This is a genomic window from Yoonia sp. R2-816 (genome assembly GCF_046762905.1).
Taxonomy (GTDB): Bacteria; Pseudomonadota; Alphaproteobacteria; order Rhodobacterales; family Rhodobacteraceae; genus Yoonia.
In genome coordinates this window covers 218,762-234,334 of sequence record NZ_JBKQXN010000352.1, presented here as the reverse complement: position 1 = coordinate 234,334, position 15,573 = coordinate 218,762, and the positions used below count along the sequence as shown (strand labels likewise).

Sequence of the window (15,573 nt, the reverse complement as noted above, 5' to 3'; positions counted from 1 at the left end):
TACGTCAATATAGGGAGAGACGACAGGTAGTACCACAGGCGCTTGCACTGCAACGGGGCGAGTGCCAATAGTTCCCCGAATTCATCAGGAGCATTCGCATGATCGAAAATCGCAATTTCTACATCAATGGCGCATGGGTTGCACCGGCCAAATCGCGCGATTTCGAGGTGATTGATCCATCGACCGAAGATGTCTGTGCCGTGATTTCGCTGGGCGATCAGGCGGATACGGATGCTGCTGTTGGCGCGGCGACCGCCGCCTTTCCGGCATGGGCCGCCACCCCGCCTGCGGAACGCGCAAAATATGTCAGCGCCATTCTGGATCAGTATGAGGCCCGTAAAGAGGAAATGGCCAAGGCAATCAGTCTTGAGATGGGCGCGCCTATCGACATGGCACGCGACAGTCAGGCCCCCTGTTTGCCCTGGCATCTGAAGGGTTTTCTGACCGCCTTTGACGAGATTGAATGGATCCGGCCCCTTGGCCCCCATGCCCCCAATGATCGCATCGCGATGGAGCCGATTGGCGTTGTTGGCCTGATCACCCCATGGAACTGGCCGATGAACCAGGTCACGCTGAAGGTGATCCCCGCGCTTCTGGCCGGGTGCACGATTGTGCTGAAACCATCGGAGGAAGCCCCGCTATCGTCGCTCTTGTTTGCGGAATTCGTCCATGATGCCGGTGTGCCGGCGGGGGTGTTCAATCTGGTCAATGGTGATGGTGCCGGTGTGGGCAGCCAATTGTCACGGCACGAGGATGTCGCCATGATCAGCTTCACCGGCTCGACCCGGGCGGGCAAGGCAATCTCGGCCGCTGCGGCAGAAACGCTGAAGCGTGTAACGCTGGAACTGGGCGGCAAGGGTGCCAATGTGGTCTTTGCTGACGCCGATGAGAAGGCGATCAAGCGCGGTGTGATTCACTGCATGAACAACTCGGGCCAGTCCTGCAATGCGCCCACCCGGATGCTGGTCGAACGATCAATCTATGATCAGGCGGTTGAGACGGCTGCTGAGATTGCTGGCAAGATCGGTGTCGGCCCTGCGTCGGAACCCGGTCGGCATATCGGCCCGGTTGTCAACAAGTCCCAATGGGGCAAGATACAGGACATGATCGAGGTGGGCATCAAGGAAGGTGCCCGGTTGGTCGCCGGTGGCCCCGGCCTGCCAGAGGGGATGAACAAGGGCTATTATGTGCGCCCGACCGTCTTTGCTGATGTCGATAATCAGATGCGCATCGCCCGCGAGGAAATCTTTGGCCCGGTTCTGTCGATCATTCCGTTTGAGGATGAAAAACAGGCGGTCGAGATCGCCAATGATACACCTTATGGTCTGACCAATTATGTCCAGTCGCAGGATGGCGCAAAACGCAACCGTATGGCGCGTGCCCTACGGTCCGGCATGGTCGAGATGAATGGTCAGGCACGCGGCGCCGGCTCGCCCTTTGGTGGCGTCAAGATGTCCGGGCGCGCGCGCGAAGGCGGTGTCTGGGGGATTGAGGAATTCCTAGAGGTCAAAGCCATTTCCGGCTGGTCCGGCGAAGCCAGCTAATCGGACGGTAGCAGCCGTTTTTATCAGCCGGGGCGGCATCGGGCCGCCCCGAGTATTCAGGTTTCGTTGATGATCGAACCGACCCAAAATCACACGTTTGTACCCGAAACGGTGCACAAGCGGGACGTTTTTTCCGAAACGATTTCCGGACATCTGGCCGAGGATCCGCAATGCAAGGTCGTGTTGCGCAAGCTGGATGGCGTGCCCGTCTGGGTCCGCCCTGTTGCATGGTTTCTGGCGCGCAAAGAAATTCGCGGTTTGCGTGCTGTGGCGGGGATTGACGGTGTGCCGCAACTGCTTCGGGTGGATCAGGTGGGTCTGTTGCGTACCTGGACAGAAGGTACGCCATTGCAGCTTGCCAAGCCCGATGATCCGGAATGGTTCCGCGATGCCAAGCGGCTTCTTCGCGATATGCGTCGGCGCGGCGTCACACATAATGACGTTGCCAAGCCGCAGAACTGGCTGCGCACGCCGGATGGCTTTGCTGCGGTGATTGATTTTCAACTGGCCAGTGTCCATCGCCGCAAGGGCAAGATGTTCCGCGTGATGGCCCGCGAGGATTTGCGCCATCTTCTCAAGCAGAAACGTGCCTTTGCGCCGCACCTGCTGACCGCCTCGGAAAAGGCGATGCTCGCGCGCAAGTCGCTGCCATCGCGGATCTGGATGGCGACGGGCAAGCGCCTGTATAACTTTGTCACGCGCCGGTTGATGAATTGGTCTGATAGCGAGGGGCTTGAGGATCGTCTGACAAAAGACGGCGCGGCTGTCGTTGAAACATTGCAGGCGCATGCGGCGGTGAACGATGTCGTGCTTTGCGCCTATGCGCTTCCGGCCCAAGGTATTGGCATCTATGCTTTTGTTGAAACGGATCTGGGGCCTGACGCGCTACGCGCGCTAGTCCCGCCGACGCAGGCTGAACTTTTACAGCCGGTTACGTCACTTCCCCGGCGACAGGATGGGACAGTCCGGCAGGATGCGCTGCAACTGATCGCGACGAACAGGCTGGACGAGCTTGAACTTTTGACAGCGAATGATCCTGCATTGGCAAATGCGATGGCTCCGATTATCGCCAACCGCCTGAACCTGACGGATCGCGTTCTCAAGACCTGATACACGCACCGTCATGTGCACAAGTGCACCAAAGCGGTGCGCTTGTCGGCGTTTAGTGCGGCTTCTTTTTCGCTATCTATCTATTCAAACAGATAGGAGTCTTGAGATGCTCAAACAGATCAAAGGTCTGCATCACGTCACGTCGCTGGCGAGTGATGCCCGCGAAAACAATGCGTTTTTTACCAATGTGCTTGGCCTGCGTCGGGTCAAGAAGACGGTGAACTTTGACGCGCCCGATGTCTATCACCTGTATTATGGCGACGAAGCAGGATCGCCTGGCACCGTTATGACCTACTTTCCCTTCCCAAACGCAAGCCGTGGTCGGCATGGTGTTGGGGAGGTTGGCCGGACGTCATTCAGCGTTCCGACGGGAACCGCCGCGGCCTGGATGGACCGCCTTGCAACATTTGATGTGCAGGGCCTGTCGCAAGACGCCCGGTTTGGCCAGAAGCGTGTATTGTTCGATGGCCCCGATGGCGACGCCTTTGCCTTGGTAGAAAGCGACGACGAGCGCGCGCCATGGACCGGCGGCGGTGTCAGCGATGCGATGGCGATCCGTGGCTTTCATTCTGCCGATATGCGTCTGCGTGACGGTTCGGTCAGTCAGGAACTGCTGCAGTTCATGGGGTACGAGAAATCCGAGACCGAGGGCAACATCACCCGGTTCATCGTGCCCGGCGGGAATGAGGCGAATGCCATCGACCTTGAAAGACTGCCTGATGCGCAGGCCGCCCTGCAAGGTGCAGGGTCAGTGCATCATATCGCCTTTGCAGTCGAGAACCGGGCGCGTCAGCTTGAGGTCCGCGAGGCTTTGATCGACACTGGGTATCAGGTGACCCCGGTCATTGATCGCGACTATTTCTATGCGATCTATTTCCGCAGCCCCGGTGGCGTCCTGTTCGAGGTGGCCACCAACGAACCCGGTTTTGATCGTGACGAGGATACCGCACATCTGGGCGAGGCGTTGAAACTGCCCAGTCAGCACGAACATTTGCGGGCCAGGCTGGAATCCATGCTGGAGCCGATCGAGGACTGACATGACCTATGTCGCAAGACGCAGCAAAGGAGCAGCGGGACAACCGCTGTTCCTGACATTTCATGGCACCGGCGGAACCGAGGACCAGTTTCACAGCTTTGCCCGCCAACTGATGCCCACCGCGCATGTCACGTCGCCGCGCGGTGATGTGTCGGAACATGGGGCGCTACGTTACTTTGCCCGCATGGCGGAGGGTCAGTACGATATGGGTGATCTGGCAAAGCGTAGCACAGCGATGGCCGATTTCATTGCGGCTGAGCGGGAACGGTTAGAGCCGTCCCGCGTGATAGGACTAGGCTATTCGAATGGTGCCAACATTCTGGCTTCTGTCGCATTGCAGGTCCCTGACTTGGTGGATGATCTGATCCTGATGCATCCGCTGATCCCATGGGGACCGGCCCCGCAACCGGGCTTGGCTGGTCGCCGTATCCTTATAACTGCCGGGCAGGCTGATCCGATTTGTCCTGCCCCGCTGACACAGACACTGGCAGATTACCTGCAAGCGCAGGGCGCCGATGTAGATCTGCATTGGCATCCGGGCGGGCATGAGATTGTGGAGAGTGAGGTCGAGGCCATTCAGAACTTCATCGCCACTTAAAACGGGCATTTCGCAGTCATGCGCACGCCCTGCCCACCATCGGGGTGCCGGAACTGCAGTGTTTCGGAATGCAACATCAGCCGTGGATGGTCGCGCGTCGCCCCGGTCGCATAGAATGGATCGCCCAGGATCGGGTGACCGATCGCCAGCATATGCACCCGTAACTGATGCGACCTGCCTGTGCGAGGCATCAGCCTGACCCGCGTTTCGTCTGTCGTACTGCGAACAACCCGCCAGTCTGTGATGGCCTGTTTGCCGTTTTCGTGATCAACCATCTGCTTTGGCCGGTTTGGCCAGTCGACAATCAGCGGCAGATCAACGGTGCCGGTCTTTTCCATCATCTGCCCGGAGACCCGGGCAATATAGGTCTTTTTGGTTTGCCGCTTTTCGAATTGCAGCCCCAGATGCCGCTGCGCATGCGGTGTCAGCGCAAAGATCATCACGCCGGAGGTGTCACGATCAAGCCGATGTACCAGCAATGCGGTCGGAAAGGCCGCCTGAACCCGCGTCAAAAGACAATCGGCAAGGTCCGGACCCTTGCCTGGCACGGAAAGCAGCCCGCTGGGTTTATCGACCACGATCACCTGATGATCGTCGTGCAGGATTGTCAGCGGATCTTGGGGTGGGCTGTATGGTGTGCTCAATCGTAAACACGCTCACCAAAGATCGCGGATCCGACCCGGATATGCGTAGCCCCAAGCGCGATGGCGGTTTCGAAATCACCGCTCATCCCCATCGACAGGCCACGCAACCCATTGCGTTCGGCGATCTTGGCCAGAAGGGCGAAATGCAGTGCGGGTTCTTCCTCGACCGGCGGGATGCACATCAGGCCGACCAGCGGCAGGTTCAGCGCGCGGACATCTGCAATGAACGCATCGGCCTCTTGCGGCAGAACACCGGATTTTTGCGGCTCTTCCCCGGTGTTGATCTGAACGAACAGATCAGGGCATGCCCCTGTTTCCTGTGCCAATCGCGCGAGGGTGTTGGCCAGCTTGGGCCGGTCGACCGTATGGATCGCTTGTGCAAGCTCCATCGCCTGTCGGGCCTTGTTGGTCTGCAGCGGGCCGATGAGGTGCAGGATGATGTCATCATATTGCTCGCGGAAGGCCGGCCATTTGCCAGCTGCCTCTTGCACCTTGTTTTCGCCAAAAATCCGGTGCCCTTCGTCGAGAATCGCCTGCACGCGGTCAAGCGGCTGCACCTTTGATACAGCGATTAACTCTACATCTTGGGTGTTACGCCCTGCGGCATCACAAGCGGCACTGATACGGGCCTGAATATCGGCGAGAGGCATGGGAGGCTCCGAAAAATAAGGATCACGCTGTGTTTCGGCCTGAAATAAGGTGATTTGCCCCTGTTGTCATGGGCCAAAACGCTGTGTGTCCTTGATGCATCATTTCCGGATCACAGGACATAAAGCCGCCCAAATTGCTTGAGTGTGCAGGCGGTAAGGCGCAGGTAGTCCGCAATGCTAGTAAATCTGGCATTCTTGGGAATGCAAAAAACACGAGGGAAAATATCCATGAAAAGCATCCTTCTTGCCACGACAGCTCTGGTCGCCTTCGCTGGTGCCGCTGCTGCTGATGGCCACACATCCATTACCTTCAGCGGTAACACAGAGATCGGTTTCAACGACAGCGATCCAAGCGACAACGCACTTTTCATCGACGGTGATCCACTTGCTGGCGACAACCCGGACTTCAACGATGACGAGCAGGGTTTCTACTGGAACACCGACATCGATGTGACAATGTCCGCCACACTGGACAACGGTCTGACCGCATCGACATCGTTTGAGATCGATATTGTTGGTGACCCCAACAACAGTGCAACGCTGAGCAGCGACGAGTGGGTTGCTTCGCTTGAGTCTGAAAATGCTGGTATCTTTATCGGCGATACATCCTTTGCTGCTGAAACTCACTGGGTTTCCGCTGGCGACATGGAAGGCGACAGCTTCTCCGAAGCTGATGGCGAAAGCGCGATCCGTGGTGACGTGAACATTGGTCCGGTCTCCGCATCGGTTTCATACGTGCTGACCGACGCTGATGCTGACCCTGTCAGCATTGACGAGGGTACTGACACATTCAACGCATACGATGATGATGTGGATCAGCTTTCCTTTGGTATGTCTGCCGAGTTTGGTGTGGTGACTATTGCCGCAGCCTATCAGGAAGAGTCGGTTGCAGATGGCGATGCGGACGACACTGCCGACCCAGAGGACTATGATCCAAGCGACGAAAACGGTGACTTCAACACTGATGAAGTGTTTGGTATCTCCGTTGCTGGTACTTTCGCTGGTGCAACCGTGACCGTTGCATATGCTGAAGAAACCAATGCCGACGAGCAGTCGACTGGTGTCAAAATCGCATATCCATTTGGCCCAGTAACAGCGACAGCCTACTACGTTTCTGAAGATGGTGCTGGCGATCCTGAAGATAACTACGGTCTGAATGTTGCCTACGCTGACGGTCCAATTGCTGTCACTGCTGACTACCAGGACGACCAGGGCACTGAAAAGTGGAGCCTGGAAGGGTCTTATGACGTTGGCAACGGTCTGTCCGTCTTTGCTGGTGTTCTGAATGACAACGAAGGCGACGAAGACTACTACGTTGCTGCGACCTACGACCTTGGTGGTGGTGCAGAGCTGCTCGTCTCCTATGCTGAAGATGACGACAACGACAACGAAGACGAAATCGGTGCCGACGACTACCAGAACGGTACAACTATCGAGTTGTCCTTCGCATTCTAAGCGAAACATATATCGAACTTAGTCAGAGCGGTCCTTTGGGGCCGCTCTTTCTTTTTGGCGCATGGCCTTTTGGATATCCGCTTGTGACAGTGCCGCCCCTTCGCTACATATTCGGCCAACGTGAATTGATCCCGCAGGGGGAAATGCTTTGATTGCGATGATACGTCTTGCCCGTGCAAGCCTGATGGTTCTGCTCATTGGTGCGCTGGCTGCCTGTGGTGGTGGCCCGGCCCCGACCCCGCGCGGTGCTGAAAATGTCGCCGTGAACCGGTATCTGTGGGCTGCGTCCCTTGATGTGCTCAGCTTCCTGCCGGTTCAGACGGCTGACCCCTTCACGGGCGTTATCTCAACCGGGTTTGGCACGCCGCCCGGAAGCGGCCGCGCCTATCGTGCGACTATCCAGGTGACCGATCCTGCCTTGGACGCCCGTTCGCTGAACGTGGCCCTGCAGTCGCGCAACGGTCCCGTCGCGCTTGAGACGCAGCGCGCCATCGAGGATGCGATCCTATCGCGCGCCCGCCAGCTACGCATTGCCGACGGTGCCCTATAGCCATCGGCAACCCGCCCGATTATGAATAGCGCCGGGCCACCTCGCCCGGCGTTTCCCGTTTGAGAGATCATGATATGACCACTTACAATCCCGCCGAGATCGAGGCGAAATGGCAGGCCGCATGGGCCGAGGCCGAGACGTTCAAGGCTGTGCGCAGTGCGGACAAGCCGAAATACTACGTGCTGGAGATGTTCCCCTATCCGTCCGGCCGCATCCACATGGGCCATGTGCGCAACTATACGATGGGCGATGTGATTGCCCGCTACAAGCTGGCGACCGGCCATAACATCCTGCACCCAATGGGTTGGGACGCCTTTGGGATGCCGGCCGAAAATGCAGCCATGGCATCAGGCGGGCACCCCAAGGACTGGACCTATCAGAACATCGCCGACATGAAGGCGCAGATGAAGCCGCTGGGCCTGTCGATTGACTGGTCGCGCGAATTCGCGACCTGTGACCCAGAATATTATGGCCAGCAGCAGGCCCTGTTCATCGACTTTCTGGAAAAGGGGCTGATCTATCGCAAGAAGGCGGTCGTGAACTGGGATCCGATCGATATGACCGTGTTGGCCAATGAACAGGTAATCGACGGCAAAGGCTGGCGTTCGGGGGCCGAGGTTGAGCGGCGCGAACTGGTGCAGTGGTTTTTCAAGATCAGCGACTATTCCGAGGAATTGCTGACCGCGATTGATACGCTGGATAACTGGCCCGCCAAGGTCAAGCTGATGCAGTCGAACTGGATCGGCAAGTCGCGGGGGATCGAGATTCCGTTCCATCGCACCGATGATGGCGACGCGATTTTGTGTTATTCGACCCGCCCCGACACGATGCGCGGTGCCAGCTTTGTCGCGATTTCACCGGAACACCCGGTGTCAGTTGCCATGGCCGAGGAGAACCCCGAACTGGCCGCGTTCATCGCCGAGACCCGCAAGATGGACACGACCGAGGCGGCGATGGAGAAGGCCGAGAAGAAGGGGATTGATACGGGCATCCGCGTCAAGCATCCGATTTATGCAGATCAGGAACTGCCTGTCTGGGTCGGGAACTTTGTTCTTATGGATTACGGCACCGGTGCCGTTTTCGGCTGCCCGGCCCATGATCAGCGCGATCTGGACTTTGCCCGCAAATACGGTTTGCCGGTCCGTAACGCGTTCCATATGCCCGGCGAAGATGTGGACGTCGCTGATGAGGCACTGGTGCCACCGAAGACCAACAAGGTGGTGTTCATCGACCATTTCGCCGGGATTTCCGAATGCACCAGCCAGGAGGCGATTGACGCGACCATCGATTACTTCGAGGCGCATGATCTGGGCACCGCCCAGGTCAAATACCGCCTGCGCGACTGGGGATTGTCCCGGCAGCGTTACTGGGGCTGTCCGATCCCTGTTGTCCATTGTGATGACTGTGGTGTGATCCCCGAGAAGAAGGAAAACTTACCGGTGGAGTTGCCTTACGATGTCAGTTTCGACATTCCGGGCAACCCGCTGGACCGCCATCCGACATGGCGCGATTGCGCCTGCCCGTCCTGTGGTAAGCCCGCCCGTCGAGAGACGGACACGATGGACACGTTTGTGGACAGTTCATGGTACTTTGCCCGCTTTACCGCCCCTCATGCAGAGACGCCTACTGATCTGGAGGATGCGTCATACTGGATGAATGTGGACCAGTATATCGGGGGTATCGAACACGCCATTCTGCATCTGCTGTATAGCCGGTTCTTTGCCCGCGCCATGCAGATGACCGGGCATTTGCCGCAAGGCACGGAAGAGCCGTTCAATGCGCTGTTCACCCAAGGCATGGTGACGCATGAAATCTATGTCACCCGCGATGAGCGGGATCGACCCGTCTATCACCTGCCGGAACATATTGAATGGACCGAAAGTGGTGCGCGGCTGGGTGCTACCGGCGAAGCTGTGGATGTCATCCCCTCCGCAAAGATGTCCAAATCCAAAAAGAATGTCGTCGATCCTGACAATATTTTGGCCAAGTACGGGGCAGATACCGCCCGTTGGTTCGTGCTGTCCGACAGTCCGCCGGAGCGGGATGTGGAATGGACCGCCGCTGGGGCCGAGGCGACGTACAAGCACTTGAACCGTGTCCATCGTATCGTGACCGAGATCGCGGACATGCCGGATGGAACCGCAGAGGGTGATGACGAATTGACCCGCGCGATACATCGCACAATCCATGATGTGACGATGGGCATTGAGACGTTCGGCTTTAATGCCGCGATTGCCAAGCTTTATGCGTTTACCAATGTTCTGGCAAAGTCCAAGGCGGGCGGTACGGTGAAACGTGCCGCGGCCAAGGCGCTGGCGCAGATGATGTCGCCGATGACACCGCATTTGTCCGAGGAAATCTGGTCCATGCTGGGCGAAGAGGGGCTGATCACCACTGCGCCGTGGCCTGTTGCCGATCCTGCCATGCTGGTCGAAGACATGATCACCATGCCGATACAGATCAACGGCAAGCGGCGGGCTGAAATTCAGGTGGCACCGAACGCGAGCAAGGACGCGGTTGAAGAGATCGTCATGGGGCTTGATGCCGTCCCGCGCGCGCTGGACGGTGCCAGCCCTAAGAAATTGATTGTGGTGCCAGGGCGGATCGTGAACATTGTCATCTGATCGCATCTCTCGCCGCGCCGCCGCTTTAGGCCTTTTGGCCTTGGGCGGCTGCGGCTTTGCGCCAGTCTATAGCGATGGATCTGCACTGCGCGGTCTTGTGACATTTCAGACAGATGAAACCGTTGCCGGGTATCGCCTGCGTGAGCGGTTGGAACAACGACTAGGTGTGTCGCAGAACGCCCGATACGAACTGCGCGTTGCGCTTTCCCAGAACAGCCAACCCGCGGCGATCACCGCCGCGGGTGACACGGTGCGTTTTAACGTGGTGGGCCGTGCCGATTGGTCCCTGCGTGCAATTGCGACCGGTCAAATCGCAGCCGAGGGTAAATCTGAAAGCTTCACCAGCTATGCCGCAACCGGGACCACTGTGGCAACACAAGCCGCGAGTACTGATGCCAATGCCCGCCTGTCTATTGCGCTGGCCGATATGATCGTCAGCCGCTTGCTGATCCTGTCCAACGATCTTTCACAATGAAACTGACCGGGAACGCCGCGACAGCCTATTTCCGCAAGCCTGATCCGGGGCATACGGGTCTGCTGATCTTTGGTGCGGACCCCATGCGGGTGGCGGACAAACGGCAAGAGGCGATTGCCGCACTGGTTGGACCCGCTGGCGAGGAAGAGATGCGCCTGACCCGCATCAATGCCGCCGACCTGCGCAAGGATCCTGCCTTGCTGGATGATGCAATCAAGGCGCAAGGGTTCTTTCCGGGGCACAGGGTCGCCTTTGTTGAGGATGCGACTGACGGGTTGACCAAGGTGCTTGATGCAGCGCTTCAGGATTGGAAGCCGGGCGATGCCCAGATCGTTGTCACGGCGGGGCAGTTGACGGCCAAATCGGCGCTGCGCAAGGCCTTTGAAGGTCACAGCAATGCGGTGGCCATAGGGATCTACGACGACCCGCCCACCGTGGCGGATATTAAGCAGACGCTGGCGCAATCGGGCATCGACACGCCTGATCGCGATGTGATGGACGCCCTGATGTCCCTGGCCGGGTCGTTGGAACCGGGCGATTTTCGACAGACAATTGAGAAGATCAGCCTTTACAAGCGTGGCGACGCGACGCCGTTGACCATTGCCGATGTGATGGCGAATGCCCCCCAATCGGCTGAGGTCGATGTGGATGACGTGTTGGAGGTCGTATCGCTGGGTCAAGCGGATCAGCTGGGTCCGGTACTGCGCAATCTCTATGCACAGGGCGTCACACCGGTGACCTTATGCATAGGCGCGATGCGCCACTTTCGCAGGCTCCACACAGTGGCATCCGATCCCGGCGGACCTGCCGCCGGTGTCGGGCGGTTACGCCCGCCGGTTTTCGGCCCGCGGCGTGACAAGATCGCCAGGCAGGCGGGCCACTGGGGCCGCGACAGGCTGGAACGGGCTTTAACGGCGCTCACGGATGTTGATTTGCAGCTGCGGTCCGCCAATACAGCCCCGCAAAGTGCGCTGATGGAGCGGACCCTTATTCGTCTTGCGATGATGGCGCGGCGTTAGGTGTCTATTGGCTCGCGGCAGCCAGTGCCATCAGTGCAAACGCACCTAGCAGTAGATAGCCGCCATTCACCGATCCCTGTGGAGGATCAAAGGGCGCTGCGGGTGCGGCGACGGTTGGTTCTTCTACAGGAGTGGCCAAGCCACCAGCATGCGCCAATGACCCGTTTAGGCAAATAGATGCAGCCAATACTGTCGCTTTGAAGTTTCGCACTCTGTGTATCCCTGTCGAAAATAAGAACCGACGAATAATGAATAAGTTATCGGCAGTTGATTGGGGCGGCAATACTGAACCCGCAGTGGCGGCGAAATCTGCGGTGTTATTGGGGTATTGCGGGAATCATGCTGTCAGGCAGCAATAAGATCCGAATTGGAACTGGCGCAACCGCCAGTTCCAAGACAGTTTTCGCTTAGTCGTTTGCGTTCACGGCAGCTGCAATCAGCAGAGCGGCCAGAACGCCTACAATCAGGTATGTGCTGTTGATCGAGGAGCCGGCTGGTTCAGGCTCTTGAACGATCACTGGGGGTGGGTCCATGACAACGGGGTCAAGACCGCCAGCCTGTGCGGCAAAACCGGAAACCGACAGTGCGGCGGCTGTAGCAAGTGTAGTTGCAAAGCGCATGTTTATTTTCCCTTGTTCCAAACGGCCGACATGTGCCGGCCGATCAATTGTTATTTTTGTTTTTCGACTTAGTCGTTTGCGTTCACGGCAGCTGCGATCAGCAGGGCAGCCAGAACACCAAGGATCAGGTAGGTGCTGTTGATCGAAGACCCGGCTGGTGCTGGTTCGTCAACGATGACGACGGGGGCTTCCATCACTTCAGGTGACATACCACCAGCATTGGCGGCAAATCCAGAAACAGCCAGAGCGGCTGCGGCGGCGAGCGTAGTTGTAAGGCGCATGTCGGTACTCCATTAATGCACGGGTGGACGACGGCCTTTCGCCGCCCCACATTCGCGCATTAAATCAGCACAGTAGGCAAAATCCAAGATACCATGGAATAGTTTAGAAGATGTCGATTTGAAGGTATCCGGCATCGGGTGAGATGGCCTGAAGGCTGCGAATAATTGTCCCTGCGTCATTTACCCAATAAACATTGGCGAATTGCAGGTTTTCATTTCCGCATTTTTCTTCAAAACGGGTCGTATTCTGCTTGATTTGCAGCCTTTCGACGACTTCTCGCCCTTGCGAAGCGATGCGGCACTGCAACAGTTCCGTCGAAATTCCGTCCATATTCGTCAGAAATTCATGCACACGCTGCGCTTCACCACCGCCTGAGCGAATTGCCGCCCATGATTGCGATACGTCCGCTGCCATCAAATCGCGCACCAGACCGCGGGTCGCGACAACAATCCCGTTTTCGAATGTCACGCTGATGTTGGCACTATCGACCCAGGTGGCCCGATTTGCATTGCTGCCAGCCTGCACGCTGGTATCCCACCGGTTCAGGTCACGTATGTTGACCCTTATGTATTTGCCCGGGTTGGACAAAATCTGGTCCTGCGGCACAGATGAACCAGGCACCGGCTGTGTCTCTGCCCCGGTGACCCGCCCCATCACCAGACCACCCAGTTGCGATGCTGTGCTGCCTTCGTTCAAGGGCCCGCAAGCGGATAATCCGATTAAGACCGCGCCGGCAGCCATAAACCATTTGGACAGTGTCATCGCCAGAACCTCCCCCAAGTGTCGGACAGATCGGGCAGGTGACCTTCCCGCACAACGTCGTACAAACGCCCATCGACCTGCAACCGTGCCCCGCCATCGCCGACCCTAGTGCGGAACGTATTGCCGTAGCTTCCGCGCGTCGTTGTCCCGGTAAAGAAATCCTGTGGGATCGTGACCTGCACACCCTTGTTGTAGGATCCGCTGCCGAAATCCTCGTAAGACATATCCGTTTGGGTCACATAGGCCCCGATCACCCAGCCATTGTCGAATTCGCGATCAACCGAAACAGTCGCCCCCCAGTCGCCCGCCAGATAGCGACCCACATCCAGTTGCGTGTGATACCCGTTGCCAAGGTCGTAATAGGCCGACACATGTCCGGTGGTGACGTCATAGTCATATTCGTCGAACCCAAAACCCATATCCGTATCACGCTGTGCGACCTGATTGACTTCGATCCCCAGTCCGAAACTGCTTTCGACGGGCTTCCACAACAGCTCACCCGACACACCACCGAACATCCGTTCCAGATAGCCGACGCTGACCCGGCCATAGAGATTGGTGCCGGGGCGGGAGAACTGGTTCAGCGTCAGATTTGCCAAAACCGGCACGCCGTCATTGCCGTAAAGGCTGCCGTCGGACCGGACGTTTTGAATGTCCGGTGTCCGCTCCACGCCTGTCGGGTCATCTTCGGGGGGCACCACGCTTTGTTCGATGGCCCCGGACAGCACCAGATTGGGCCTGATCCGATAGACCCCACGCAGGCTGAGCCCCAGATCGACATCAACAGAGCCATCATTGCTGAACGGGTTGATCCGGAAGTAAGGGCCAAGACCCCAGGAAAAAGCGTTTTCGTCCGATGCCACGGCATCGAGCCCTTGCGAGCCGCCCGCATCGCCGAACCCGGACCGGTCGAGCATGGCCGCCGTGCCGCCTGCGCGATTTTCAAGTTGTTCGATATCCCGCCGCGAAATGGTGATGGCTGAGATTGGGATACCACGGCGTTCGGGTTCCAGAATGAACGTGTCGATGGAGGGCGGCATCACCTGCGTCATCATGCGCGCGGTGCGGCCTGCCGCCTGCGCCTCTGACCGGAAAGAGCTGTTGATGTAGCGAACCCGCGCGGTGGTATTGGTCAGCTCCAGCCCCGTCAGGGTGATGTTTTCGATTTCCAGCAATCCGCCCAACGCCCGGCGCAGTGCCCTATCGGGCAAGGCGGTTCTGTCCCAGCTTTGCGCGGCCAAGCTATCGGCAGGTCGGACCTTGACGGGCGGGGGCGATTTGTCGAGCCCGCTTCCGGTGGCACGCGCGTTGGGGTTCAGTTCGAAGCTGCCCGAGACGCCAAGCTGCGTGCCATAAAGATAAGACAACCCCAATTGGACGCCGGGGCGCGGTCTGTAGGTCAGCCCGTAGTTGACCGGAGACTCTGTTTCGCGCACCACGCCAAAGGCGGTTTCGGTGTAGTCGATTGTCGAGTACTCGGCCTTGACGCCCCACCGGTCATTGATCTGATATTCCACCCCACCGAAAATCGCTGCATCGCCCCGGAACCATTGGTCGGACCCAAGTTGACCGCCGGGCAGATCGGGGGTGGGGCGGACCTCAAAATCGCCACCAAGGGGGTTGGCGAACCCGTCACGGGTGCCCATCGCGCCCCAGCCAATACCCGTCGTCACAATCAGATTGTCACCGAATGATTTCGATGCCACGACATATTCTGACTGGAACCGACCGGGGGTCAGAAAGTCGCGCAGGCCCACAGCGATGGCCGGCACATAGGTCGTTTCGTTGTTGAACCGGTATTGCAGGTCAAACCCCCGTTCAACCTCGCGCTCTGTTCCGCTTTCAGGGGGATCGTTGAACAGTTCGACATTTGCATAACGAAAGCTGGCCGAAAGGCGCTGGTTAACCTGAAAGGTCAGGGTTACCTGCCCAAGCCCTTCTGTATATGAGAACGTGGCCGCCAACGCGTTTTCCGGCGCGCTTTGCGCTGTGGGCATTTCCAGCAGACCAGGTGTCCCGTAAAGCGAATAGGTCGCTGTTACCTCTTGACCGATGGCGCCCGTCGCAATTGCAGTTGCAACCGATGACACCAGACAAATGCCTTTTGGCATAACACGCTCCCCATTCGACGTAATGCCTAAGGTCTATCCTGATGCTGCCGGTTTGGGAATCCCGAATGCCAAACGTCAGTCTTACCTATTTTT

16 protein-coding genes are annotated in these 15,573 nt (G+C 58.0%); 9 read left to right on the top strand and 7 right to left on the bottom strand.

What is annotated here, in order from left to right; all coding sequences use genetic code 11:
* Positions 1 to 98: 98 nt before the first annotated feature.
* From ACFWW2_RS27665 to ACFWW2_RS27650, 4 genes are all read left to right on the top strand, one after another.
* Positions 99 to 1,544, top strand: a complete 1,446-nt coding sequence (locus ACFWW2_RS27665; RefSeq protein WP_393934105.1) for an aldehyde dehydrogenase family protein — start codon at positions 99 to 101, stop codon at positions 1,542 to 1,544.
* A gap of 69 nt (positions 1,545 to 1,613) precedes the next feature.
* Positions 1,614 to 2,654 (top strand): phosphotransferase, encoded by a 1,041-nt coding sequence (locus tag ACFWW2_RS27660; RefSeq protein WP_393934103.1) that lies wholly within the window; start codon positions 1,614 to 1,616, stop codon positions 2,652 to 2,654.
* Between the two features lie 106 nt (positions 2,655 to 2,760).
* A complete protein-coding gene (locus ACFWW2_RS27655) occupies positions 2,761 to 3,690 on the top strand; it encodes a VOC family protein (protein WP_393934101.1) in 930 nt (309 codons plus the stop codon).
* 1 nt (position 3,691) lies between these two features.
* A complete protein-coding gene (locus ACFWW2_RS27650; RefSeq protein WP_393934099.1) occupies positions 3,692 to 4,288 on the top strand; it encodes an alpha/beta hydrolase in 597 nt (198 codons plus the stop codon).
* Here the strand turns inward: ACFWW2_RS27650 and ACFWW2_RS27645 are convergent.
* Positions 4,285 to 4,932, bottom strand: a complete 648-nt coding sequence (locus ACFWW2_RS27645; protein ID WP_393934097.1) for an RluA family pseudouridine synthase — start codon at positions 4,930 to 4,932, stop codon at positions 4,285 to 4,287. The two genes, ACFWW2_RS27650 and ACFWW2_RS27645, sit on opposite strands and share 4 nt — an antisense overlap.
* Positions 4,929 to 5,582 (bottom strand): YggS family pyridoxal phosphate-dependent enzyme, encoded by a 654-nt coding sequence (locus tag ACFWW2_RS27640; RefSeq protein ID WP_393934095.1) that lies wholly within the window; start codon positions 5,580 to 5,582, stop codon positions 4,929 to 4,931. Before ACFWW2_RS27640 ends, ACFWW2_RS27645 begins: the two co-directional genes overlap by 4 nt.
* A 228-nt stretch (positions 5,583 to 5,810) precedes the next feature.
* On the opposite strand from ACFWW2_RS27640, the gene ACFWW2_RS27635 reads away from it, so the two are divergent.
* The 5 genes from ACFWW2_RS27635 (at position 5,811) to holA (ending at position 11,705) form a co-directional block, all read left to right on the top strand.
* Positions 5,811 to 7,037, top strand: a complete 1,227-nt coding sequence (locus tag ACFWW2_RS27635) for a porin (protein WP_393934093.1) — start codon at positions 5,811 to 5,813, stop codon at positions 7,035 to 7,037.
* Positions 7,038 to 7,194: 157 nt separating this feature from the next.
* Positions 7,195 to 7,587, top strand: a complete 393-nt coding sequence (locus tag ACFWW2_RS27630) for a DUF3576 domain-containing protein (protein WP_393934091.1) — start codon at positions 7,195 to 7,197, stop codon at positions 7,585 to 7,587.
* A gap of 74 nt (positions 7,588 to 7,661) precedes the next feature.
* Positions 7,662 to 10,211 carry a leucine--tRNA ligase gene (leuS, locus tag ACFWW2_RS27625; RefSeq protein WP_393934089.1) on the top strand — a complete coding sequence of 850 codons (2,550 nt, stop codon included), beginning with the start codon at positions 7,662 to 7,664 and terminating at the stop codon, positions 10,209 to 10,211.
* Positions 10,201 to 10,686 (top strand): hypothetical protein, encoded by a 486-nt coding sequence (locus tag ACFWW2_RS27620; RefSeq protein WP_393934087.1) that lies wholly within the window; start codon positions 10,201 to 10,203, stop codon positions 10,684 to 10,686. The genes leuS and ACFWW2_RS27620 overlap by 11 nt, the downstream gene beginning before the upstream one ends.
* A complete protein-coding gene (holA, locus tag ACFWW2_RS27615) occupies positions 10,683 to 11,705 on the top strand; it encodes a DNA polymerase III subunit delta (RefSeq protein ID WP_393934085.1) in 1,023 nt (340 codons plus the stop codon). The genes ACFWW2_RS27620 and holA overlap by 4 nt, the downstream gene beginning before the upstream one ends.
* Positions 11,706 to 11,709: 4 nt before the next feature.
* Here holA and ACFWW2_RS27610 read toward each other — a convergent pair whose 3' ends face one another.
* The 5 genes from ACFWW2_RS27610 to ACFWW2_RS27590 all read right to left on the bottom strand — a co-directional run bounded on the left by ACFWW2_RS27610 (position 11,710) and on the right by ACFWW2_RS27590 (position 15,480).
* Positions 11,710 to 11,844, bottom strand: a complete 135-nt coding sequence (locus ACFWW2_RS27610; protein WP_393934083.1) for a hypothetical protein — start codon at positions 11,842 to 11,844, stop codon at positions 11,710 to 11,712.
* Positions 11,845 to 12,112: 268 nt separating this feature from the next.
* Positions 12,113 to 12,325 carry a hypothetical protein gene (locus tag ACFWW2_RS27605; protein ID WP_393934081.1) on the bottom strand — a complete coding sequence of 71 codons (213 nt, stop codon included), beginning with the start codon at positions 12,323 to 12,325 and terminating at the stop codon, positions 12,113 to 12,115.
* A 68-nt stretch (positions 12,326 to 12,393) separates the two neighbouring features.
* On the bottom strand, positions 12,394 to 12,606 hold the full coding sequence (locus ACFWW2_RS27600) for a hypothetical protein (protein WP_393934079.1): 213 nt from the start codon (positions 12,604 to 12,606) through the stop codon (positions 12,394 to 12,396).
* A 103-nt stretch (positions 12,607 to 12,709) separates the two neighbouring features.
* On the bottom strand, positions 12,710 to 13,369 hold the full coding sequence (locus ACFWW2_RS27595) for a YjbF family lipoprotein (protein ID WP_393934077.1): 660 nt from the start codon (positions 13,367 to 13,369) through the stop codon (positions 12,710 to 12,712).
* The gene (locus tag ACFWW2_RS27590; protein WP_393934075.1) at positions 13,366 to 15,480 is read right to left on the bottom strand and encodes a YjbH domain-containing protein; all 2,115 of its coding nucleotides are present in this window, start codon (positions 15,478 to 15,480) and stop codon (positions 13,366 to 13,368) included. Before ACFWW2_RS27590 ends, ACFWW2_RS27595 begins: the two co-directional genes overlap by 4 nt.
* Between the last annotated feature and the right edge of the window lie 93 nt (positions 15,481 to 15,573).